26 protein-coding genes are annotated in these 23,482 nt (G+C 53.5%); 9 read left to right on the top strand and 17 right to left on the bottom strand.

The annotated features are described in order from the left end of the window. Positions 1-6 precede the first annotated feature (6 nt). The 11 genes from Y017_RS15585 to Y017_RS12645 form a co-directional block, all read right to left on the bottom strand. Positions 7-177 (bottom strand): GNAT family N-acetyltransferase, encoded by a 171-nt coding sequence (locus tag Y017_RS15585; RefSeq protein WP_369751980.1) that lies wholly within the window; start codon positions 175-177, stop codon positions 7-9. Between the two features lie 67 nt (positions 178-244). Then, positions 245-991 carry an alpha/beta hydrolase gene (locus Y017_RS12685; RefSeq protein WP_081737622.1) on the bottom strand — a complete coding sequence of 249 codons (747 nt, stop codon included), beginning with the start codon at positions 989-991 and terminating at the stop codon, positions 245-247. 48 nt (positions 992-1,039) lie between these two features. Further along, complete coding sequence (locus Y017_RS15490) at positions 1,040-1,339, bottom strand: hypothetical protein (protein ID WP_035461189.1); 300 nt, start codon at positions 1,337-1,339, stop codon at positions 1,040-1,042. A 141-nt stretch (positions 1,340-1,480) separates the two neighbouring features. Beyond that, positions 1,481-1,876, bottom strand: coding sequence for a hypothetical protein (locus Y017_RS12675; RefSeq protein WP_035461188.1), 396 nt, complete (start codon positions 1,874-1,876; stop codon positions 1,481-1,483). A 93-nt stretch (positions 1,877-1,969) separates the two neighbouring features. Further along, positions 1,970-2,287 (bottom strand): antibiotic biosynthesis monooxygenase, encoded by a 318-nt coding sequence (locus Y017_RS12670; RefSeq protein ID WP_035461187.1) that lies wholly within the window; start codon positions 2,285-2,287, stop codon positions 1,970-1,972. Between the two features lie 90 nt (positions 2,288-2,377). Continuing rightward, on the bottom strand, positions 2,378-2,869 hold the full coding sequence (locus tag Y017_RS15255; protein WP_155849268.1) for a hypothetical protein: 492 nt from the start codon (positions 2,867-2,869) through the stop codon (positions 2,378-2,380). Positions 2,870-2,965: 96 nt separating this feature from the next. After that, positions 2,966-3,634 carry a hypothetical protein gene (locus Y017_RS12665; RefSeq protein ID WP_035461186.1) on the bottom strand — a complete coding sequence of 223 codons (669 nt, stop codon included), beginning with the start codon at positions 3,632-3,634 and terminating at the stop codon, positions 2,966-2,968. Continuing rightward, positions 3,627-4,094, bottom strand: coding sequence for a hypothetical protein (locus Y017_RS12660; RefSeq protein ID WP_035461185.1), 468 nt, complete (start codon positions 4,092-4,094; stop codon positions 3,627-3,629). The genes Y017_RS12665 and Y017_RS12660 overlap by 8 nt, the downstream gene beginning before the upstream one ends. 102 nt (positions 4,095-4,196) lie before the next feature. Then, positions 4,197-4,445: a hypothetical protein gene (locus Y017_RS12655; protein ID WP_035461184.1), complete on the bottom strand. Its 249-nt coding sequence runs from the start codon at positions 4,443-4,445 to the stop codon at positions 4,197-4,199. Between the two features lie 976 nt (positions 4,446-5,421). After that, positions 5,422-6,072 (bottom strand): triacylglycerol lipase, encoded by a 651-nt coding sequence (locus Y017_RS12650; RefSeq protein WP_035461182.1) that lies wholly within the window; start codon positions 6,070-6,072, stop codon positions 5,422-5,424. An 82-nt stretch (positions 6,073-6,154) separates the two neighbouring features. After that, positions 6,155-7,282, bottom strand: a complete 1,128-nt coding sequence (locus Y017_RS12645; protein ID WP_035461180.1) for an aminotransferase class V-fold PLP-dependent enzyme — start codon at positions 7,280-7,282, stop codon at positions 6,155-6,157. A 282-nt stretch (positions 7,283-7,564) separates the two neighbouring features. Here Y017_RS12645 and rsxA point away from each other — a divergent pair, with 282 nt between their 5' ends. From rsxA to Y017_RS12610, 7 genes are all read left to right on the top strand, one after another. Beyond that, positions 7,565-8,149 carry an electron transport complex subunit RsxA gene (gene rsxA, locus Y017_RS12640; protein ID WP_011588890.1) on the top strand — a complete coding sequence of 195 codons (585 nt, stop codon included), beginning with the start codon at positions 7,565-7,567 and terminating at the stop codon, positions 8,147-8,149. Continuing rightward, on the top strand, positions 8,146-8,730 hold the full coding sequence (gene rsxB, locus Y017_RS12635) for an electron transport complex subunit RsxB (protein ID WP_011588891.1): 585 nt from the start codon (positions 8,146-8,148) through the stop codon (positions 8,728-8,730). The genes rsxA and rsxB overlap by 4 nt, the downstream gene beginning before the upstream one ends. Before the next feature lie 82 nt (positions 8,731-8,812). Next, positions 8,813-11,788, top strand: a complete 2,976-nt coding sequence (gene rsxC, locus Y017_RS12630) for an electron transport complex subunit RsxC (protein WP_035461178.1) — start codon at positions 8,813-8,815, stop codon at positions 11,786-11,788. Between the two features lie 115 nt (positions 11,789-11,903). Next, positions 11,904-12,932: an electron transport complex subunit RsxD gene (gene rsxD / locus Y017_RS12625; RefSeq protein WP_011588893.1), complete on the top strand. Its 1,029-nt coding sequence runs from the start codon at positions 11,904-11,906 to the stop codon at positions 12,930-12,932. Beyond that, complete coding sequence (gene rsxG, locus Y017_RS12620; protein ID WP_035461176.1) at positions 12,932-13,579, top strand: electron transport complex subunit RsxG; 648 nt, start codon at positions 12,932-12,934, stop codon at positions 13,577-13,579. Before rsxD ends, rsxG begins: the two co-directional genes overlap by 1 nt. Beyond that, entirely contained in the window at positions 13,572-14,285 is a 714-nt protein-coding gene (locus tag Y017_RS12615; RefSeq protein WP_035461174.1) for an electron transport complex subunit E, read from the top strand. The genes rsxG and Y017_RS12615 overlap by 8 nt, the downstream gene beginning before the upstream one ends. Before the next feature lie 290 nt (positions 14,286-14,575). Further along, positions 14,576-15,106 (top strand): glycine zipper 2TM domain-containing protein, encoded by a 531-nt coding sequence (locus tag Y017_RS12610; protein ID WP_035461172.1) that lies wholly within the window; start codon positions 14,576-14,578, stop codon positions 15,104-15,106. An 84-nt stretch (positions 15,107-15,190) separates the two neighbouring features. Here Y017_RS12610 and gltS read toward each other — a convergent pair whose 3' ends face one another. Continuing rightward, on the bottom strand, positions 15,191-16,375 hold the full coding sequence (gltS, locus tag Y017_RS12605; RefSeq protein ID WP_035461170.1) for a sodium/glutamate symporter: 1,185 nt from the start codon (positions 16,373-16,375) through the stop codon (positions 15,191-15,193). Positions 16,376-16,490: 115 nt separating this feature from the next. Here gltS and nth point away from each other — a divergent pair, with 115 nt between their 5' ends. Next, positions 16,491-17,129, top strand: coding sequence for an endonuclease III (gene nth / locus Y017_RS12600; protein ID WP_035461168.1), 639 nt, complete (start codon positions 16,491-16,493; stop codon positions 17,127-17,129). A gap of 127 nt (positions 17,130-17,256) precedes the next feature. Here nth and Y017_RS12595 read toward each other — a convergent pair whose 3' ends face one another. Beyond that, positions 17,257-18,000 (bottom strand): dienelactone hydrolase family protein, encoded by a 744-nt coding sequence (locus Y017_RS12595; protein ID WP_011588899.1) that lies wholly within the window; start codon positions 17,998-18,000, stop codon positions 17,257-17,259. Between the two features lie 134 nt (positions 18,001-18,134). Continuing rightward, positions 18,135-18,761, bottom strand: coding sequence for a YigZ family protein (locus Y017_RS12590; RefSeq protein ID WP_255346568.1), 627 nt, complete (start codon positions 18,759-18,761; stop codon positions 18,135-18,137). A 26-nt stretch (positions 18,762-18,787) separates the two neighbouring features. On the opposite strand from Y017_RS12590, the gene Y017_RS12585 reads away from it, so the two are divergent. Then, positions 18,788-19,081: a hypothetical protein gene (locus Y017_RS12585; protein ID WP_035461166.1), complete on the top strand. Its 294-nt coding sequence runs from the start codon at positions 18,788-18,790 to the stop codon at positions 19,079-19,081. 165 nt (positions 19,082-19,246) lie between these two features. On the opposite strand, the gene Y017_RS12580 is transcribed toward Y017_RS12585, so the two are convergent. The 3 genes from Y017_RS12580 to relA form a co-directional block, all read right to left on the bottom strand. Further along, complete coding sequence (locus Y017_RS12580) at positions 19,247-20,266, bottom strand: porin (RefSeq protein WP_011588902.1); 1,020 nt, start codon at positions 20,264-20,266, stop codon at positions 19,247-19,249. A gap of 176 nt (positions 20,267-20,442) precedes the next feature. After that, a complete protein-coding gene (gene mazG / locus Y017_RS12575; RefSeq protein ID WP_011588903.1) occupies positions 20,443-21,219 on the bottom strand; it encodes a nucleoside triphosphate pyrophosphohydrolase in 777 nt (258 codons plus the stop codon). A 12-nt stretch (positions 21,220-21,231) separates the two neighbouring features. Continuing rightward, complete coding sequence (gene relA / locus Y017_RS12570) at positions 21,232-23,472, bottom strand: GTP diphosphokinase (RefSeq protein WP_011588904.1); 2,241 nt, start codon at positions 23,470-23,472, stop codon at positions 21,232-21,234. Between the last annotated feature and the right edge of the window lie 10 nt (positions 23,473-23,482).

Genomic DNA, 23,482 nt, shown 5'->3' with positions numbered 1-23,482 from the left:
CCTCGATTAATTTTCGGGGGGATTACAAATGAACCTGCGGGTAGCGGCCTCATCACAAACGCCACGAACCGAATATTTCATCACTTCCGGATCGCTGAGAATTTCGGTCAATGCGGGAGCGTCATCGAGGGCAAATCGCCGTACAATCAACCTTTCCGTTTCACAGATTTGCACCATCGCCTCCCAGTCCATAACGCCTTGCGTAAACCGCCAGAGCCTAGTGCCGATCAGATTCACCCACTTGTTAAGCTTTGCTTAGTTCGGCACAGGCCACATTATTTATATGATTTTTAACTATTTTTGATATTTTGTCTTTCAACCATTCAGGCCCATCGTCCGACATATCGTTATGCTTTGACTCTGGTATTTCTATTATACAAATATCGTAATCAGTACTTTCCTTAACTGTCGGGAGCACGCCGTCGTCTGCGGGAAAGTCACTGCCTCGTATAGACAAAACACTAATATCTTTCGTTCGTGGTACCGGTACGCGCCTGTGGTCAAGAGTGATTATCGATTTCACATAAGGCTTTTCTTCGTTGCCAAGCCACGCAGAAATATCCCCACCGTTAGAATGACCAACTAAAAGTAGATCGTTAAATGCATAGTTGGGATAACGAAATTCAAGTTCACCTTTGAGAAAGCCAAGTGTTCTCGCCCCTCTAATCCAGTTTTCACTTCTTGTCTCAAAAAGATCACCTTGTACTGAAAGTGAAGGATCTTCAGGCAACTCATGCAGTATAGCAACCACCATATATCCTAGTTTGGCAAGCTGATTAGTTAAAAACGTATACTTGGTATGAGCTACGCCATATCCCGCACTAAGGAATGCAACCGGACACTTATTTTCAACGGTACAATTGCTGATATTACTTGGATAGGATATTTCGATAGGGATTGATCTGTTTCGACTTTCATCCTGAACTTCTTCAGCATTCACAGCGCCCACAAAAAACATGGAGAAAACTAAAATAGCTTTCAAATACGGCACAATTCCTCCTAGAGGCCTAACGATAAAAGATGGTCGCTGATTGTGTTTTTACAAGCTTGGACAAATTGCATATAAATCCGCAGACGGAGATTTAATGTCTGCGCTGAACTCTGGCTTAGTGGTGCATTTTAAGTGGTAAGTATAAGAAGCAATAATTTTCTGTATTTGATCAGGCGAAAATTTCTTAGGCATTTTATTATACGGAAGAGTCATCCGAATCTGTGTGTGATATTGATTTATATAGATATTTGAAGCGTTCTTATCAAGAAGCGACCAGGTTTGTTGTGGCTTAGTAGTGCAACCAATCATGGATATTGATAGAAGCATTAGCAAAGTAATTTTGATCATGCCTCTTCCTTGTGAATGCCTGTAACGCTGCCAATAACGGCAGAATTGTTGTTGGTTAGTTTGTGCAAAATGGCGAAGCCACTCACAAACTGAGCAGCGAAAAGACTATCCAAGAAGAGTAGCGACTGATGTTGCTTGGCCTTAACCATGTTGTTCACTATTTTTTTTAGCTAAAAACCAATGAGATGAAAACAAAATAATGTCCAAAATAATAATTATAAGTAGTCGAAAAAATGACTGCGTCGCTGATCTCACCTCAATATTCAGGCTTCTTTGCCAGCTTTCTTGTCTCTCTTTAGTAACTTGCTCAGCAGTTAGGTCTTTTTCACCATCTAATTTTTCTTTGCACGCATGGCATGATCGATTGAGGTAGGAGTCATTATCCAAATGATTTTCGTAAGTCTTACTGTTAATCGTAAACTCTGGGTTTGCTATTTGGACTAAATCCCAGCTCCCGACACCAAGCGCAATTACCAAACAGACTACGGTAAAAAAACAAACTGCTAGTGCGTAAATTTCGATTAGTGTTCGTTTCATGATGGCTCCTTAAATAGTTAACGCTGAAATAAGCGGCGGCTAAAAGCCGTCCGGTGGACGGCCGCCAGGCCGGGAACAAACTTGATTGACTGGTTAAATGCCATAAGCCCGCTCAACCTTTGCAACTCGGATTTTGAATTCGGAATACCAAGCTTTATGGCCCAAACGCTGGGCTTCAAGGTGCTCAGCATTTTGCTTCCAATTACTGATCGCTTCCTCGCTGGACCAGTATGAAACAGTGATACCAACGTCCTCGCGGGCTGACTCGATACCAAGAAACCCTTCCTGCTCGGCGGCCAGTTCGATCATTCTGTCTGCCATAGCACCGTAACCATGATCACCATCCGTGCGAACAGAACTAAAAATCACCGCGTAATATGGCGGACTCGGAGTATTAGCGATCCCTGACATAACTTCCTCTTGGGCATTTAACGCTTACATAAGCGGCGCGCGGCTTTTTGCGCGTCCCAGTGAACGGTAGCGAACGAACCTGATGTTTTGTTAGGGTATTTGCAGTTCTGCAAACGTATTTGCACTGCTTTCATATAGATATGTTTGAACAAATAAGTTAATTCCTAGGTTACCAATATAGGCGCATTCAATTAGAGGCATTATATTATGCCCGAGTTCACCACCGCTTTTCCATCTGCTCAACAAGTCCACGCCGTTTATTAGATTTTTTTCGGCTTGTTCTCTGTTGATTTCTATCCACACTGTTTGATCGTATTTCTCACACTGTGGAACAAAGAAGGACCACGAAGATGCCGGATACTTTTCGCTATAAATTTCGGGATTAAAATCTTCAAAATCAAAGAGGCTTACTCCACCAATATGCCTGACATAAGGATAGGTTGCTGAACCACCTCTCGTACAACAGCGCTCACTGTCAGGAATGTCTGGAGCTGGTGAAATAGCACCGAATTCAAGTATTCGGTTAAACCTCTCTAGACTAGTTGTGTGCCAAAGCCCACCCATCAATTCGATTGGAAACATATTATTAACTCAACGCAAACAAGCCCTAACGCCCGCATTTGCGGCTGGTTTGGCGCGCAACGAAAAACCAGTCCAGCAACATGCGCTTGTTATATTTTATAATGCAAGGAAACCATCACTCTGAGACAAGTCACAAAGACCTTTGATCATTCCGTAGATTCTTGCGATGGCGCTCGTTATAGTCCGATTTTCCAAATTCTGAGCATTGGCAATTGTTGAAACAAAACTATTAACGCGAGGTTCTATACTCTCGTAGTCAAGGTTGTGTGCAAGTTTATTTCGGATGCTATTCAGTTCTTTAACTTGCTTCCAAAGCCACTCTGGTTCCTGGTTTTTCAAACACATACTCTCGCCTATCGCAATGCAGTGGGCAGCTGTAAATTGTTTTTTTTCAAATGCATCGGGGTTTGGAAAACGAGATAAAATAAAGTTTCTAACCAGCCTTTCTATCAATAACTGCCCTTTCAGAATAATTAGAACAGGATCCGCATTTTGATCCGGAAGATGGTCTGCAAGTTCATTATAAGCCGCCCAATCTTCTGGCGTTGCTTGCGCTAGGTCATGGCGAAGACTAAGAAAAAACTCAAGTGTCTTAGGGTCTTCTTTGCCAGCTTCAACATACTCCCTACATTCTGAAATATGCTTATCTAGTAGCTCTAAGGTTAGCAATTCACTCTCCGAAAAATATAACGCCTGCCAGCAGGGGCCGAAAAACCAGAGCGAAGCGGCGGTTTTTTGGTCCCTCTGGCTGGCTTTGTTAGGCATTTTTAATTTCTTTAATCAAGTCAATGTCATTTATTGAGTTTACGATATTTAGTGTGTTTTCAAAATCAATTAGTAGGTGATCATCAAGCCCTGCCATTAACAACCCAACTGCTGATTCATTTACCTCTCTTAAGTTTTCAGCCGTATCTTGTGCAAGCTCTTTATGATTCCAGACTCGACCATATACTTCATAAAGATCTTGCACATGATTCCCTTCAATTAGAAGGATTGTAAGATCGCGTTGAACTTCAAATTGCGACAAGTAAGGAGTTTGCCCTCTAGCAATTGCTTCATCTGCTCCCCACGTGACATACCCGGCAGCATATGATTGCTCTTTTGCAAACCATGAGTGCCCCTCAAAGTTGTGGCCGGCATCGTAAAACCCACCATGGTAAAAAATTTTACCTGCGCGAATAACTAGCTCTTGTCTATTTGATAAATACTGAATTATTGGGTGCATGGATTTATTGCCTAACGCCCGAACTCACGGGACAGTTTGTAGCCGCGGAGCGGCGGAGAAGTGGTCCCGTGCAGTGACTTGTTATGTGTTGAATCTATCGACCTAAGCATCGGATGTTATTTCAATAAGAACAAATTTTGAGGAGCTATCAGATTTTCCGAACTTGAGCCAAGGCTTGCCTGCGCCATCGTTTAGCCTGCTCGATTCGGCTTCAGATTCAGAAATATTCAAAATCTCGAATATTTGGACAGGAGCGCCGTCGTGCTTAAGGCCCTCGTCCTCCGTGTAGCAGGCCACGGACTGCTCTGGATTAAACTGCTGCAGCTTCTTGATCAAATCCTTGATTTTCATTGCAACTCCTTATTCGTCAACGTGCTGAACACATAACAGCGTATTCAGTCGAACGATTCGACATATCTTTTTTCGACATATTTCTTAACAGGCTACCGTATATAATTTCGATAAACCCATAACATTTAGCAACTTACCCAAGAAGTGAGAATCTTTCCCATCTGACAAAACTCGAACGAGCGGCCTATTTCCGGGGACTCCATGCACATTTAAGTCGCAATCCGAAATAAATATCAATGACTTAGCGAATCTTGAGATATCGCCTACACGCATTTGCGCCCCGTTCTGTTGAGCACGGGTTTCCATTGATTTCGGCCTGGGCCAGCGCATCGCTCGTGAAGGAAAAGGAAAAGGAAAAGGAAACAAGGATCGAATCACTCTACTTTCCAGCCAGTAGCATGGGCGGCTGAGGCTTCAGATAAATATAGCCACCTGCTATTACAAGCAGGGAACAATTTCCACGTTAGATATTGCCTTTTTCCCCTTGGGTCACGGGGCAAGACATGCCCCCTCGTGTGCTTTTTTCTTTCCGAATCTTCTGCGCTTTTTTCGCGTCTTATTTTCTGGATAAAACCAGCATGACAAGCTTGACCAGAAGATAGGATGAAAAGACAAGAAAAACCCAGAACGCAAAATATGGATAGATAGCCGGAGCAGCCAAATAATCGCATCCCTGCTGACATGTGACAGCGTAATAAATGCCTGATAACAGGCACGTAATCCCTGAGCCAATAAGCCCAATGAAATACAAAAGTGGCTTTTTCAAGTTAAGCATCCATTAATGTAGCGTAATCAGAACCCTATAAGCGGTTCCCCTTTAGCTCAACCGTTTCCCTATTAGCACCCTGTTGTTGATGATGACCGACGAAACGGCCTGGCATAACAGCCCTTTGTGGTGCCATAGCCAAGTTGCCACACAGAACTCAAAGCAAGATTGCGTTGAAAACAGGTCAACGCCAGTGATACTCGAGCTTTTCTACCCCTCAGGGGAAAACTGCCCTGTTTCCAAAAACACCTTTACCTGCTCAATCACCGCGCCGTTTCGCATCATGAACGGATGCGTCACCGGCAATACCAAATGATCCTGCATGCCTTCGACTTTGGTTCTTTCCACGGTGACTTTGCCGTCATTGGGGCCGGGAAGTTGGGTGGAGAGCAGAAAATTGATGGTTTGGTTGCCGGCAATGACTCCCACCGGAAAATCCACTGGGCCAAGCTGGTTGGGGATGCTATCCGGGCCGGTGCCCATTTGGCTGCCGGCGGGGCCATTGAACCACTGGAATGGCGCCCAGCTACCGAGGCGGTCGACGACTTCACTGCCCTGATTGGGTGGGCCGAGCATGACGGTTCTGCCCAGGCGTGGAATCGTATGTTGGCTGAGATACTGGCGCAGCAAAATGCCACCCATGGAGTGGGTGACAAAATGAACCGCCCCGTTGGGTGGGCATTTATTCAGTGCGGCGCGAAGGGTTTCAGCGGCAAGGGTTTGAATGTTCTTTTTGGTAGAAGGATAGCCCTGATTAACCACGGCATAACCGCTTTTCTCCAGGGCCGTTTCCATTTTCTTCATTGAATGGGCGGTTCTGGCCAACCCATGCAACAACACAACGCATTGCGGCTCGTCCATGCTTTCCTCCGCCTGTGCTGAAGGATTAACGAACACGGACGCCAGCAATACTGCCAGCGCCCCTACCCTGCCCGTGAAAAGGCTAGCCAATTTGATCCAGTGCGGTTTTGAGGCGGGCCACCGCCGCATCCACGTCGCCGAGTTTGTCCAAGCCAAACAGGCCAACACGGAAGGTTTTGAAGTCCGCCGGTTCGTCACACATAAGAGGCACACCACCTGCGGTCTGCAGACCTTGCGCCACAAACGCCGCGCCACTTTTAATGCCATCGTCGCCGGTGTAGGACACCACCACGCCGGGAGCTTCAAAGCCCGGTGCTGCCACGCTGGCAAAACCATGCTCAGCCATCAACGCACGGACTGCCTTGCCCAGCTGCCACTGTTGGGCTTTAACGGTGTCCAGGCCACGTTCCACGGTTTCCAGCATGGTGTCGCGGAAAGCGGTCAGCGCATCGGTGGGCATGGTGGCGTGGTAGGCATGGCCGCCGTTTTCATAGGCAATCATGATGTCGCGCCATTTACGCAGGTCGCAGGCAAAGCTGGTGCTGGTGGTCTCCTGCAGGCGCTTGTCGGCCGCTTCGCTGAGCATCACCAGTGCGCTGCACGGCGAGCTGCTCCAGCCTTTTTGTGGCGCGCTGATTAACACATCCACGCCGCACGCCTGCATATCCACCCAGATGGTGCCGGAGGCAATGCAGTCGAGCACGAACAGGCCACCCACGCTGTGCACTGCATCTGCCACCTGTTTGATGTAGTCATCGGGCAGAATAATGCCGGACGCCGTTTCCACATGAGGCGCAAACACCATGGCCGGTTTTTCAGCCTTAATCGCCGCGACCACGTCTTCAATAGGAGCCGGTGCAAACGCCGCTTGCGGCTGGTCACTAACCGGTGACGCCTTGAGCACGGTTTCTTTGGCGGGAATCTTGCCCATCTCGAAGATCTGGCTCCAGCGGAAGCTGAAGAAGCCATTGCGGATCACCAGGCAAGATTGATCGGTGGCAAACTGCCGGGCCACCGCTTCCATGCCATAGCTGCCGCCACCGGGCACCACGGTCACCGAATGTGCGTTATAGACCTGCTTCAGGGTCGATGAGATATCCCGCATCACCTGCTGAAAGCGCTGTGACATATGGTTCAGGGAACGGTCGGTGAAAACCACGGAATATTCGAGCAGACCATCACGGTCAAAATCGCGGGGTAAAGCAGGCACAGGTTTCTCCCAATCAACAAGGTTAGGGGTACGGGGTCTTTCGTCTGTCTTGGATACTGGATTGCCCGGCCCACCGCAACCGTTTGCCCCCTCTGGACGGCAAAATAGTGGCAAAAGCAGTTCAACTGCTTAAAAGACCACCAATGGTCTGTATCCCCCTGCCTATTAAGCTTATTCGCTATCATTCTTGAGCCAATACAGGCGCTGCCGCATACTATGCACCCTTAACGCCTTGTAAACATGGCGTTTACTCCTATTTTCGGCAAGCGAGCCTGCGATCACATGACTGAGTACGTCCTGATTCTGATCAGCGCTGTGCTGGTGAACAATTTCGTGCTGGTGCAGTTCCTTGGGCTGTGCCCATTCATGGGGGTCTCCAATAAAGTGGAGACCGCCATGGGTATGTCTTTGGCCACCACTTTCGTGCTGACCCTGTCTTCGGTGCTTGCCTACCTGACCTGGGCCTACATTCTGGTGCCCTTTGAACTGGAATACCTGCGCACCATCAGCTTTATTTTGGTGATCGCCGTGGCCGTGCAGTTCACCGAAATGTTTGTTAAGAAAGCCAGCCCCTTGCTGTACCGGGTGCTGGGCGTCTTTCTGCCCCTCATTACCTCTAACTGTGCCGTGCTGGGCGTGGCCCTGCTGAATGTTCGCCAGGAAGACGCCACCTTTATGTCGTCGCTGACCTATGGTTTCGGTGCCGCCATTGGTTTTTCCCTAGTACTGATTCTGTTTGCCGCCATGCGTGAGCGCATTGCCGTGGCCGATGTGCCCGAAGCTTTTCGCGGCCCCAGCATCGGCCTGATTACCGCTGGCTTGATGTCGCTGGCGTTCATGGGCTTTTCCGGGTTGATCAAGCTATGAGTGGTGTACTGATTGCTGTCGCCGCCCTGCTAGCTTTGGCCGCCGTGTTCGGTGCGGTGCTAGGTTTTGCCTCGGAAAAATTCAAAGTGGAAGGCGATCCGATCGTCGACCAAATCGACTCATTGCTGCCCCAAACCCAATGCGGCCAGTGCGGCCATCCGGGCTGTCGCCCCTACGCAGAAGCCATTGCTGAAGGCGAAGAGCACAACCGCTGCCCGCCAGGGGGGCAAGACACGGTTGTTGCGTTATCGGAACTGTTGGGCCGCGAAGAACTGACGCTGGATGATGAAGGCGCGGAAGACGCTAACGTGGCCAAGGTGGCCTACATCCGTGAAGACGAGTGTATTGGCTGCACCAAGTGCATCCAGGCCTGCCCGGTAGATGCCATTGTCGGCGCCGCCAAGCTGATGCACACCGTCATTGTGGATGAGTGCACCGGCTGCGATCTCTGCGTGGAGCCCTGCCCGGTGGATTGCATTGATATGCTGGAAGTGAAGCCCACCCTGCAAACCTGGGGCTGGCAGCGCCCAGCCGGGATTGGTGAACGCCCGGACAGCCGTATCGAGGTGGTGAATTTATGACACATCCGATACCTAACACCACGCGCATGATGCGGGTGCTTTGCCAACCTGCTCCGCTCGCCCATGGCGGGAGGTTTTTGCTATGAGTCAGGCCCAAACCGATAAAGCCCAGAAGCCCCGCTCGATTTTTGCCCGCCTGGCATCTGGCATGCGGCGCTCGGCGACTCCTGCTGGAAAGATTCATGACTTCCATGGCGGCATTCATCTGCCGGAAATGAAACACCTGTCCAACGGCACGCCCATTATGGCCGGCCCGCTGCCACAGCAGCTGGTGTTGCCGTTGAACATGCACATCGGCGCGCCTGCCAAGCCATTGGTGGCACCTGGTGACAAGGTCCTTAAAGGGCAAATGATTGCCGAACCCGTCGGTGCGGTGAGCGCGGCCATTCATGCGCCCACCTCTGGCACGGTCAGCGCTATCGGCCCACGCCCCATACAACACCCATCAGGAATGGATGCAGTATGTATCGTCATCGATACCGATGGCGAAGACCAGTGGATTGAACACCAAGGCGTTACCGATTTCACCGAAAAAAGCCCGGCGGAACTGGTCGATATAATTCGCCACGCGGGCATTGCCGGCATGGGCGGCGCCGGCTTCCCTACCAGCATCAAAGTTAACTTGGGCGACCACCAGCGCGTAGAGCAGCTGATCATCAATGCGGTGGAGTGCGAACCCTACATCACCGCCGACGACCGCCTGATGCGCGAACGTGCCGAGCAAATCGTTACTGGCATTCATATTCTTCAATACCTTCTCAATCCTCGCCGTACCTTAATCGGTATCGAGGACAACAAGCCCGAGGCCATTTCCGCGATCAAGCGGGCCTGCAAAGGCTGCGATATTGAAGTGCGCGTGGTGCCCACCAAATACCCCTCCGGCGGTGAGAAGCAGCTAATCCAGTTGCTCACCGGCAAGGAAGTGGCCAGTGGCCAATTGCCCGCCCAGGTGGGCGTGGTATGCCAAAACGTGGGCACGGCCTATGCCATTAAACGGGCCGTGTGTGATGGCGAGCCACTGATATCGCGGGTCACCACCCTCACTGGCGATGGCGTCAGCCAGCCCGGTAACTACGAGGTGCTGCTGGGCACCCCGGTGCGCGATTTACTGGCCTATGGCAACTTGGCTGGCCTGGAGATTGGCCGTTTGGTCATGGGTGGGCCAATGATGGGCTTCACCCTGCACAACCCGGCTGTGCCGGTGGTCAAAACCACCAACTGCATTATTGCTGCCAGCCCGGAAGAGCTGCCGGAACCGCCACCGGAACAACCCTGTATTCGCTGTGGTTCCTGCGCGGAAGTGTGCCCAGCCAACCTGCTGCCCCAGCAACTGTACTGGCACGCCAAGAATGACGACCTGGAAAAAGCACAGCATCACAACCTGATGGACTGCATCGAATGCGGTGCCTGTGCCTATGTATGCCCCAGCCATATTCCCTTGGTGCAGTACTACCGCTACGCCAAGGCCGAAGTTCGCCAACAGGCCGCAGACCAGCTAAAAGCCGACAAGGCTCGCCAGCGCTTCGAAGCCCGGCAGGCCCGCATCGAGCACGAACAGGCAGAAAAAGAAGCCCGTCGCCAGGCGCGCCTGGAAGCCAATCGCAAGAAGAAGGAAACCGGCCCCGCCGCCGCCAGTTCCGTGGATGTGGCCGCCCTGAAACAGGCGTCACTGGATGCCTCAAAAGCCTACAAAGCCGCAGTGAAAGCGGCCAAGGCCGCAGAGGCCGATGGCGCAGACAACGTGGCCGAACTGAAAGCCCAGGCGGAAAACCTAAAAGCCGTGGCCGACCAGGCCAAAGCGGCAGTGCGTGATGCCAAAGACGGCGCCCCCGTTGCGGCAGCCCCGGCAGAAGATACGGTGGCCAAACTCAAGAAGCAGGTCGGCGAGGCCTCCAGCGCGTACAAGGCGGCAGTGAAAGCCGCCAAAGCAGCGGAAGCCGAAGGCGCAGACAATGTGGCAGAATTGAAAGCCCAGGCAGACACACTGAAAGCCGCCGCTGACGCACTCAAGGCTGAGCTGCGCGATGCCAAAGCCAATGCACCAGCGGCCAGCGCACCGGCCACACAGGTAGACCCGGTTGCCGAGTTGAAGAAACAGGTCGGTGAAGCCTCCTCCGCTTACAAGGCCGCAGTGAAAGCGACCAAACAGGCCGATGAGAACGGCGATGATAACGCTGCCGAACTCCGCGCCGAAGCAGACCGGTTGAAAGCCATTGCCGACCAACTGAAAGCCGAGCTCCGTGACGCCAAGGCCAGCGCGCCAGCCACCGCTGCGCCTGTAACAGCGCCCGCCACAGCTAAAACCGACCCGGTAACAGCGCTGAAGCAACAGGTTGGCGAAGCCTCCATGGCCTACAAGGCGGCGGTAAAAACAGCCAAGCAGGCCGATGAAGAGGGCGCCGATAACGTGGCCGAGCTTCGCGCCGAGGCAGACCGCCTAAAAGCTATCGCGGATCAGCTAAAAGCCGACCTACGCGATGCCAAAGCCGCCGCGCCCACTGTACCCGCACCTACGCCAACGCCCGCAGCAGCCCCGCCGGCGGCCACCGACCGCCCTGCTGTTCCGGAAGAACAGGCGCCGCAGTCGCTGACTGAAGTCGACCCGGAACAGGCGGCCAAACGGCAGAAACGCCTTAAGGGCTTAAAAACCGCCTATAACATGGCGCACAAGCAATACAAGGAAGCCCACGCTGCCTTCGAACGGGCCGAGCGCAACGAAACCGCCAGCGCCGACGAACTCAGCGCTATGCAGGGCAAAATCGACAAGCTCAAAGCCAAGGCGGACAACGCCCGTGATGCACTGGATGCACTGATCGAAGAAGCCAAGGCTGACATTCGTGCCCATACCGGCAAAGACCTGAAAACCCTGAAACTGGAAGCCGCCCGCGCAGAAAGTGCTCTGGCAGACAAACAGCAGGAACTGGAACAGCAACGCAGCAGTGCGTCGGAAGACACCCTTGAAGCGCTAAGCTCGGAACTTCAGGCGCTGGAAAGCGAAACCCAGATTGCCCGCAAGGCGCTCAAGCAAGCGCTAGAAGAACAAGGATTGGCAGAATGAATATAACCCTGACGCCGGATGCAGGCTCCCAGGCGCTGACCTTCTGCAGGAGCGTCGCTGGCAGCGCGATTCTCGCGCCCTCATCGGCGCGTTCGGCCACACATGGGATATATCAATGAGCCTGATTACCTCAACGTCACCCCATGCCACGGTGAAAAACAACACCGGCGCGTTTATGCGCCAGGTGATCTACGCCACCCTGCCCGGCCTTGCCGTACTCACTTGGCAGTTTGGCTGGGGGTCAGTGATCAACGTGCTCTGGGCGGTGATTGTTGCGCTGGTCAGTGAAGCGTTATTCCTAAAAGCCCGTGGCCGCAATATCGCCTTCTACCTGAAAGACTACAGTGCGGTGGTGACTGCGGTACTGCTTGGTTTAGCGTTGCCGCCCACCGCCCCCTGGTGGCTCACCCTGGTGGGTGTCAGCTTTGCCATCATCGTAGCCAAGCAGCTATACGGCGGCCTGGGCATGAACCCCTTCAACCCGGCCATGGTCGGCTATGTGCTGCTGCTCATTTCCTTCCCGGTGGCCATGACTCAATGGCTGGCGCCCGGCGAACCGTTATCGTTGCTGCAAAGCTGGCAGCTGTTTACCGGGCAACTGCCGGTGGACGGGCTCAGCGGTGCCACCCCACTAGACACCTTTCGCACCGTCCACAGTGCCGGGGCAAGCAGCGAGATAGAGCTGGCCAGCCACAGTATTCTGCATGGCCAGTTTGCCGGGCTGGGTTGGGAATGGGTCAACCTGGCATTCCTGCTCGGCGGCCTGTATCTCATTAGCCGCAAAATCATCACCTGGCACATTCCTGCGGGCTTTCTCGCAGGCCTAGGCTTACCGGCTCTGCTTGCCTGGTTGATTGATCCGGTCCGCTTTGCCGACCCGCTCTTTCAGCTGTTTTCTGGTGGCGCCATGCTGGGGGCATTCTTTATCGCCACCGACCCGGTCAGTGCCGCCACCAGCCGCATGGGCCGGCTGGTTTATGCCTTGCTGATCGGCGTGCTGATCTGGGTGATTCGCACCTTTGGCGGCTACCCGGACGCGGTGGCATTTTCGGTATTGCTGCTCAACCTGTCCGCCCCCTTCATTGATTACTACACTCAGCCACGGACCTACGGGCATAAGTCATCCAACCGAGGGACCAACTGATGATGCGCTATGCCATCACCAAGAACGCGGTGATCCTCGGGCTGTTTGCCATTGGCACCGCCGCCACCCTGGCCATTACCAATGAAGCCACGTTAGATCAGGTGCGCTGCAACAAGCAGCAAGCGCTGATGACCTCATTGAATCAGGTGATGCCTCATCATCAGCACGACAACGACTTGCTTGCCGACCGCATCACCGTGAACGATCCCCTGCTGGGCCGCAGCGAGCAGCACCTATACCGTGCCCGGCTGAATGGCGAGAACAGCGGTGCCGTTCTGGAAGCCACCGCCCCGGATGGCTACGGCGGCGCCATTGCCTTGATTGTCGGCGTGGATACCCAAGGCCAAGTGCAAGGCGTGCGCGTGGTGCCGCCTCACAATGAAACCCCGGGTTTGGGGGACAGTATCGAAACCAAAAAGTCTGACTGGATTCTTGGCTTCAATGGCCATTCTCTGGGCAACCCAGAGGCGGCAGGCTGGGCCGTAAAGAAAGACGGCGGCGAGTTCGACAGCTTTACCGGCGCCACCATTACCCCCCGTGCGGTAGTCGGCGCCGTGCACCGCGCGCTACAGTACTTCTCGGCTAACCAGAACCACGTCTTCAGCGCCCCTGCAGACACCACCCCGGTGGAGACCTGTGATGAGTGATGTGAACTACAAAAAGATCAGCATGGACGGCTTGTGGAATAACAACCCGGCCACCGTGCAGATTCTCGGCCTGTGCCCTTTGCTGGCAGTTACCGGGTCCGTGGTCAACGCCATGGGCCTGGGCCTGGCAACGCTGGTGGTGCTGATGGGCTCCAACGCCTGCGTATCACTGATTCGTCATTACGTTACCGATGCTGTGCGCCTGCCTGCCTTCGTAATGATCATCGCGGCCATGGTAACCGTGATCGAAATGCTGATGCAGGCTTACACCTTTGAGCTGTATGAAATCCTCGGCATTTTCATTCCGCTGATCGTAACCAACTGCACCGTGCTGGGCCGCGCCGATGCCTTCGCTAGTAAAAATGCGGTTCTGCCCGCTATGGTGGACGGCGTGATGATGGGCATGGGCTTTTTGGTGATCTTGCTGATTCTCGGTGGCATGCGCGAACTGGTAGGCCAAGGCACACTGTTCAGCAACATGCAGCTGCTCTTCGGCCCCATGGCTGCCCATTGGGAGCTCACGGTCATCGATAACTACGGCGGTTTCCTGCTCGCCATCTTGCCGCCCGGCGCCTTCCTTGGGTTGGGGCTGATCATCGCGGGTAAAAACGTCATCGACAAGCGCATCAAAGAAGTCCAGAAACGCAAAGCCAGCGACGAACCTAAAACCAGCCGTCGGGTGCGCACCACCGGAAAAGTCGGCTAGCCAAGCCTGTCGCCTTCTTGCCCTCCTACGCCCTCTTCGTAGGAGCGGCTCAACCAACAAAAGTGGCCACCAAAACCTCAATGGTGCCGCGCCCATTTGCCATGACCTCTTCTTCATATAAAAAAATGAGGAAGAGGTCATCATGCTCATTTATTTGCTGTACATGTAAATATTTTCACTCTGTTGAACAGTACAATTCACATTCTTTTGCACTTGTTGTGAGCCAGACAGCGAACATTTCCAGTGTTGCGGAATCATAATGGGCACAACTAACAAATAAGGAACCAGCCATGAAAAGCGCAGCAATTGCCACCTTAAGTATTGTGGGTGCCGTGGCCGTCGCGGGTGTGGGCTATGGGGCTTATCAGGCCGTTACCCCACAAAAATCAGGCTATGCCAAAGTGCTCAATGTGGAACCCATTGTGAAAAGCTGGCAAGAACCCCGTGAGGTTTGCCAGCAAGTGAGTGTAGAGCGCAAAAAACCGGTCAAAGACCAACACCGGGTCACCGGTAGTGTGGTTGGTGCCGTTATCGGCGGCGTGGTGGGCCACCAGTTTGGCGGCGGCAGCGGTAAAGATGCCGCCACCGCAGGTGGTGCCATCGCCGGCGGTGTGGCTGGCAACCAGATCCAAAAAGGAATGCAGGAAAAAAACACTTACACTGCAACAGAGCAGCGTTGCAACACGGTAATGGAAAACAAAAGCCGGACCGAAGGCTATGACGTGACCTATACCTTCAATGACAACGAACAGACCATTCGCATGGACAAGAAACCCGGCGAACGGCTCCGCATTGAAGATGGCGACGTGGTCACGCAATAACGCCAACTACGCAAAAAGAAGCCCGCATTAGCGGGCTTCTTTTTTTGGGCTTTCTGCACATAGCAGTGCGCTCTCTGCAGGCCATCATCCCGACAACATCGATACAAACGTTTGAATGATAGTGGCATTAGCAATATCCACGATAAAGCCCCCCACCACCGGTACGATAATAAACGCCAACGGTGAGGGGCCATGATGCTGTGTCACAGATTGAATATTCGCCACCGCGGTTGGTGTTGCCCCCATGGCAAAACCACAGTGGCCTGCACAGAGCACTGCCGAATCGTAGTTACGCCCCATCAGGCGGAAGGTGACAAAGGTAATGAAGGCCAACGCCAACAGCACCTGTCCGATCAGCATTGCCAACATCGGCAAAGCCAGATCCACTAACTGCAACAGCTGCAAACTCATCAGCGTGATTGCCAGAAAAATTCCCAACGCCGTATTGCCCACCACATCAATGGTGGCATCATTGACCTTCCATAGACGGCGCGCAGTATTGCCCAGCAGGATGCACACGAACAACACCCAGACAAACGTCGGCAAGCGGAACACAGAGGCAAACGTTTCTGCCGCCACTTTACCGACAACAACGCCGATGGAAAGTAACATTAAAATCCGAATCACACTGCCTGCGGAAATAGGGTGTGGTTTCTCTGCCTTGTCGTAGGCTGAGGCATCTTCAGCGGCCCCATGGGCAGGAGCCGCGAGCCGATAACGGCGAATCAAAAACATGGCCAGCGGACCGCCCAGCAAGGCCCCGAATATCAGACCAAAGGTGGCTGATGCTGCCGCCAGCTCCGACACTCCGGTTAACCCAAAGTCTTTTTCGAACACCCCGGCCCAAGCTGCGCCGGTACCGTGGCCCCCGGTCATGGTCACCGAGCCACCGATCAATCCGTAGTAAGGCTCTAGGCCCAAGATCTTGGCCATGCCAACCCCGGCCAGATCTTGCAGTGCCACCAGTACGATCACTAACACCGCAAACAACAACATGGCCCAGCCACCTTGCTTCAGCAGACGAAAATCTGCAGCTAGGCCCACCGCCCCAAAGAAAAAAAGCATGGAGGGTATCTTCATGCTTTCATCGAACGTTAGGGAAAGCCCACCAAGCTGAAGCCCGGTCACAATGATGGTTGCTAACAAACCGCCCACCACCGGTTCCGGCATATTCAACCGGGAAAGGATGGACAGCCGGTGCACCAGCCACTGACCTGACCCAAGAACCAACAAGGCGATCATCAGGGTTTCCATGGCGGAAAACTGCATCTAACTCTCCTTTTTGATCCGTCTATCCGGACCTGGCACACCACCGTTCACAGGGGTTACCCCTCACAGTAGCCACTTGATTCGCTATACTGCCTGGCGAACACAGGAAGATGATATGAATCGCGAAAAACGTACTGAAATTTTTTCTCGTCTGCGTGCCCAGAATCCACACCCGACCACCGAACTGGAATACCAGTCGGATTTCGAGCTACTGGTTGCCGTGGTGCTCTCAGCCCAGGCCACGGATGTGGGCGTCAACAAAGCCACCGCGCGGCTATATCCGGTGGCGAATACGCCAGAGGCGATTTTCGCTCTAGGTGTGGATGGGCTCAAAGAGTACATCAAGACCATCGGCCTGTTTAATTCCAAGGCCGAAAACATCATTCAACTGTGTAAAATATTGATCGAACAGCATGAGAGCCAGGTACCCCGCACCCGTGAAGAGCTAGAAGCCCTTCCCGGTGTTGGCCGCAAAACCGCCAACGTGGTGCTTAATACTGCCTTCGGCTACCCCACCATGGCCGTGGACACCCACATCTTCCGCGTCTCCAACCGCACCCGCATTGCTCCGGGTAAAAATGTGCTGGAGGTAGAAAAACGCCTAGTGCGGCTGGTGCCGGAGGAGTTTCTACGTGACGCCCATCACTGGCTAATTCTGCATGGCCGCTATGTGTGCACCGCCCGTAAACCCAAGTGCGGAGAATGCTTGATCGCTGATCTATGCGAGTTTCCGCCTAGCCAGCGGCCTAGCTAACCGAGCATGGTGAGCCCCGCCATTAGCCGCCGGCTGCCCTCTTATAGTTAAAGGCTCAGCCGTATCGGATCCTGCCCGCGTTGCTTCGCTTTCGGCAGCAAAGGCACGGGGCTTGTCTGGCTAAGGCTTAAGCGGTGGCATCCAACTCACCGCTGAATACCTTCTCAAAAAAAGCCAACACGCGCTGCCAACTATCTTCCGAAGCCCCTGCATCAAACTTCGACCGAAGCGGCGGTAATGGCCCTAGCTTCTTAAAGGTGAAGGTCTGGTGGTCATTCATGAACGAATGCCCCACATCGTCATAGCTGCGAATATCATGCGGCACTCCCAACGATTCCATATGGCTGGCCAGTCGTTCACCATGATCACCGAACAGCATATCTTGCTTGCCCCAACCACCCACCGCAGGGCAAATACCACGTAACGTCTCGGCCTTTTTCGGAATACCACCATAGAAAGGAGCGACGACCTGCACCGGCGCCTGGCTGGCATAGAGCACGGCGAAACGCCCCCCCATACAAAAGCCCATAACACCCACCTGGGATACCGGCTCATCCGTCTGCGCTAGCAACCATTTACGGCAAGCCTCCAGCTGAACAAACGCGGTTCCTTTGCCGGTTTCATGGGCCTTAAGGGTTTTCACCACACACAGTGCCTTACTGCCAGGCAAGTCATAGAGATCGGGTACCAGCACCGGATAACCGTTATCCGCCAAACGCGTGGCAATACGCTCAATGTCATCGGTATAGCCAAAAATATCGTGGATGGCGATCACCGCCGCCTTATGTGGCTGGGGGCCTGCTGGCCGCAGCCAACGAGCGCGCATTACATGCCCGTCGGGAAGGGCAATCCCTACCGGTTGATTCGTCATGGAGCATCCTCATTATTGGGGTACATTACCCGGTAGCGTAGCGCGAAATACGGCCAGGGAAAGCGGCTCTTGCTGAATTGGCCCAACCGGCCCTAAGTGAAAAGTGAAAGACGCTATCGAAACACAACAGGCTGCTACGGGCGTGTCACTGCTATTTGCTCGGCTGCACACAAAGCACGCAAATCGTCTTGGTCTGTAACTTGGCAGGTCAGCGTGATACTCACGTGCTCGCCATATGTCACCTCCCCCAGCTGTGCTGCATGCTGTTCGGCCCAGAGCCGTATCCGCTGCTCCAGAGCAAACGGCACCGCCAGCGTTAGCGTCACCTGCGGCGTGTGCTCCACCCGCTCCACTTCTGACAGCACTGCTTGTGCCGCAGCGCCGTAGGCTCGCACCAAGCCACCGGCACCAAGTTTTACCCCGCCAAAATAACGAATCACCACCACCAGCACATCGCTTATACCTTTGTGCTGAATCACATTAAAAATGGGCTTTCCTGCCGTACCCGAAGGCTCGCCATCATCATTCATGGCCGCTTGAGCAGAGGCCGGGCTGCCCAGCAAATAGGCGTAACAATGGTGGGTTGCATCCGGGTACCGACGACGAGCCTCATCCACTATTGCCATGGCCTCTGCTCGCCGGGTTACCGGCCTCAACCAAGCGATGAAACGGCTTTTATTGATGACGATTTCGCAATCAATCGGCGATGCGGGAACGGGATAACCGTCGATGTTGGGCCTCCGGGCAAAAATGGGACACAAGCGGCTATGATAAGGTAGTTTCTTCTATGACCGAACCTTTGATCACCATGAGCATGCGCCAACACAAAAACCCGGACAGCCTACGCCGGCGCCAGCAACTCGCCATATTCATGGCGCTATTGGTCAGTGGCATTGTGTTCGCACCCCTGACTCTCGCGCTTTATAACGATGGCAGCGTACTTTTTCTTATTCTGGGTTTGCTGCTTTGGCTAGGGGTGGGTCGATTTATCTATCACCTGCTGGCCCCCGCAACGCAACCCGGCACTCCAAAGGCCGCCAGCACTGCAGCATTAAACAAAGACAAAGAACATCCGCAGTAATCAGAGGTGAGCATGCTTTGGCCGAGGCCGTAGTGGCCAGCACCTCAAACCCTATGCCGAATATCAGTCGGCGGTTTCGCAAACAAAAAAGCCCGCCAAAAGGCGGGCAATAACTTGCGTCGAGGAATCATTACCCAGGCGGCTAAACGCCGCCTGGGGTTTTCTTTAAAACTTGTGTTCCATGCCAATGCCGAAGATGGTTTCTTCAGTATCAGCCAAGTCGAATTCAAGCTGTGTACCGTAGAGGTAAACCTTGCTGGCTTTGGCCAGTTTGTAGTCTGCACCCAAGCTTACCTGGGTTACTTCTTCGTCGGACACATCGGCTTCAGTCATGCCGTACTGAGCTTTCAACTTCACGCGATCAATCTTGAACGCTGCACTCAAGATATAGGACGATTCTTCGCCTTTATCCATGCCAGGGGCAGATTCTGCTTCTTCAGCCACCTGATATAGGGCACCTAATTCAACGTTACCCGGCTTAAGACCGACCACAACACGGGTAATATCGATAGTCGGGCTATTACCCGTTTCGTCAGTGATCAGCTCATCGACCATGTCCGCATCGTAAGAAACCGCACCGTAAAACATGTCTTTTGCAGCGACCAAAGACACAGAAATGGTGTCTGCCAGGCCAGTTTCCGGATCACCGTCGCCGTCGATATCATCGTTTTCTGCCGGGATAAACGCCGCGTTCAGAGTAACGAGATCACCCAGAGTAGGGGTGCTGTACTGAATGATGTTAGAAACTCGGTTCTCGCCAGACAAAACGTTCTTGATATCGCCGCTCAGATCATTGAACTGGTCGATTTTGCCTTGGGCTTTTTTGGTCGGAGTATCAAACTTACCCGCTTTCAGAGTACCGAAGCTGCCTTTCAAACCACCGAAGATGTTACGCTGGCTAAAGGTTTCACCACCTTTGTCGCCATCATCCACGCTAATTTCAAACTCAGCTTGATAGATAGCTTTCAGGCCAGCCACGTCTAGGTCGAAATCACCTTTAACCCCTAGGCGAGAAGCGTTGCTGTTGAGTTCCCAGGCATCTTCGCTGGAGTCCACGCCATTGTCGAACTCGGCGTTTTCCAAAGAAACATTAACTTTACCGTAAACCGTCGGGCCATCGGCTAGAGCCAGACCAGGCATGACTACGGCAGCCCCCACAGCGATCGCAAGCAAATTCTTCTTCATTCCAACACTCCTTCAATCAGGCAATATTTTGTATGCAACGTAACAGCGTGACTGAAACCCCAACCCTACGAGGTAACGTTGACTGCTTGGTGGCGCAGTATGGGGAGAGTGGGTGACTGAAAAGTTTCTTTTATGTGAAGTTTTTATGTCAAGGGAACAAGGCGGCGTGCGCGAGGTCAATCTGACGCTTTTTTCGCTTCTTGCCAAGCGGCTTCCAGCGCACTCTCATCTAACAAACTCAAAGGGCGGGTCTGTAGTGCTTCCATGACCCGAAAACGCCGTTCGAACTTGTTGGTTGCCCGACGCAGTGCTTGCTCCGGGTCTATTTTTAGGTGCCTGGACAGGTTTACAAGGGTAAACAGCACGTCGCCGAACTCATCTTCGATGGCATCTTTGTGACCACTGGAAAGCGCTTCATCCAGCTCCGCCAACTCCCGGCTCACCTGCTCACGAACCGGCTCCGGGGCGCGCCAATCAAAACCCACCTTGGCGGCTTTCTTCTGTACTTTGCCCGCACGCTGCAATGCGGGAAGCCCTGCCGGGACGCCATCGATGGTGCTGTTATGTTCGCGGCCCTTACGGGTGCGCTCCTGTTGCTTGATCTGTTCCCAGTTTGCTTTTACTGCTTGTTCGTCATCGGCCTGGGTACCGGCAAATACATGAGGATGACGGCGAACCATCTTGTCACACAGCACCTGCACAACCTCATTGAAATCGAACAGCCCCTGCTCCTGCGCCATTTGCGAATGGAACACGACCTGCAGTAACAGGTCGCCCAGCTCTTCCTTCAACTCAGGATAGTCCCGCAAGGCAATGGCCTCGGCCACCTCGAAGGCTTCCTCAATGGTGTAAGGCGCAATGGAATCAAAATCCTGTTTGATGTCCCACGGACAGCCGGTTTCCGGGTCGCGGAGTTGGGCCATGATGGACAACAACATTTCGATATTAGACATGCGTTCCTTTACTCATTTCTTGTAGCGTCGTACTTCCAATACGCCTTTGAGCTGATCCAGCTTGGCCAATACTTTGCCCAGGTTACCCAAGGTCGCAATTTCCAGCGTGAGCAGCATGGTGGCGGTGTTGTCGTCCTGATGAGATTGGGTGTGCACCGCGGTCACGTTGACCTTTTCATTGGCCAGCACCGCAATCACGTCCTTGAGCAAGCCTTGTCGGTCCCAGGCACGCAGGAACACATCTACTGGGTAGGTAATCCGATCCGCTTCGCCCCAGGTAACCTCGATCACGCGGTTAGGGTCATCACCCTGCATCGCTAGCAGCTTTTCACAGTCGGCGCGGTGCACTGTCACGCCCCGCCCTTGGGTGATGAAACCCATGACCTGATCGCCAGGTACCGGTTGGCAACAACCCGCCATGTGCGTCAGTAAGTTACCTACGCCATGAATGGTAATATCACCACTGGTGGATGCTTTCGGTTTGGCGGGAACAAATTCCAGTTCTTGCTGGTTGTGGTCTGGTTGCAGGGCCTGAACTTGATTAACCACATGCCCAGGCCGCAAATCCCCCGCCCCCAACGACGCCAAAACGTCATCACCGGTTTTCAAGTTAAGGTGAGGAGCAAGAGTATCAAGGTCTACTTTATCCAACGCTAACCGCGACATTTCCTTTTCCAGGATGGTGCGCCCCTGGACGATGTGGACATCGCGGTCCTGACGTTTAAACCATTGTTGGATTCTTGCCCGAGCTGACGAGGTAGCCACATAACCCAGCGACGGGGTCAACCAGTCACGGCTGGGGCCACCTTCCTTGGTGGTGAGAATGGTGACCTGTTCGCCGGTGTTCAGGCTGTAGTTCAATGGCACGATATGGCCGTTAACCTTGGCGCCTCGGCAGCGATGCCCCACTTCGGTATGAATGTGATAGGCAAAGTCCACCGGCGTAGCGCCAGATTCTAAGTCCACCACATGCCCTTCCGGGGTGAAGACATACACCCGGTCACTGACTAGGCCGTGGCGCAGTTCATCCACCATGGCATCCGGGCTATCATCGCCCAGCTCTTCGTGCCACTCGAGCACCTGACGAAGCCAGGCGATACGCTGTTCGTAATCGGTAACCCCACTTTTGCCTTTCTTGGCCCCTTCTTTGTAACGCCAGTGAGCGCAGACACCCAGCTCCGCCTCTTCATGCATATCGAAGGTACGAATCTGCACTTCAAGCATCTTGCGTTCCGGGCCGACTACCGCGGTATGCAGGCTCTGGTAGCCATTGCCTTTGGGGCTGGCAATGTAGTCATCGAACTCTTTAGGCACATGCTGCCAAAGTGAATGAACCACCCCCAGAGCGGCATAACAATCGCGCACTTCCGGCACCAGAATACGCACCGCGCGCACATCATAGACTTCACCAAAGTCCAGATGCTTTTTCTGCATCTTGCGCCAGATACTGTAGATATGCTTGGCACGACCATTCACTTCGGCACCACCGATGCCGTTCTTTTTCAGATAACCGCGCAGCTGGTCCAGTACATTTTCAATATACTGCTCGCGTGCCAAGCGTTTCTCATCCAACAGCTTGGCAATTTTTTTGTAGGCACCTGATTGCAGGTAGCGGAAAGATAGATCCTCCAGCTCCCACTTCAACTGACCCACACCGAGTCGGTGGGCCAGCGGCGCGTAGATATCGAAGATTTCCTGCGCCACCTTGCTCTGGCGCTCCGGGGTCGATTCCTTGACGGCACGAATGATCACAGTACGTTCGGCAAGCTTTACCAAGGCAACGCGCACGTCGTCGACCATGGCCACCAGCATCTTGCGCATGTTGTCGAGCTGGCCATCCTGCTGGCCCAATACAGCTTTCCGGGTAGGGTTAAGGGAGGTGCTGATTGCCGCCATGCGCAGCACGCCTTCAATCAGGTTCGCTACCTCCGGGCCAAATTCTTTCTCCACTTCCAGCAGGGTGACCTGCCCTTCACGCACCGCCCGATAAAGGATAGCGGCAGGAAGAACATCGCTGTCAGCGCCTAGGTCCACCAGCACTTCGGCCATCTCCAGGCCAATATCCAGGCAGCCTTTGCCGTAGGGCCATACCCGCCCAGCCGCTTCACCGGCCAGCTGACATTGCTCTGCGCGTTCGCAGGCTTGTTCCAACAAAGCACGCTCTCGGACCGGTGCACGGTCCTCCAACTGGACGACCCAATCTCTCCAGTGAACGATAGAACCTTCAGAAGGCTGTCGACGAACCGTTACCATGGCAAACCCT

It is taken from the genome of Alcanivorax sp. 97CO-5 (genome assembly GCF_000524665.1).
GTDB classification, from domain to species: Bacteria; Pseudomonadota; Gammaproteobacteria; order Pseudomonadales; family Alcanivoracaceae; genus Alcanivorax; species Alcanivorax borkumensis.
Note: the sequence above shows the minus strand (reverse complement) of the source record. Positions and strands in the feature narration are given on the sequence as shown.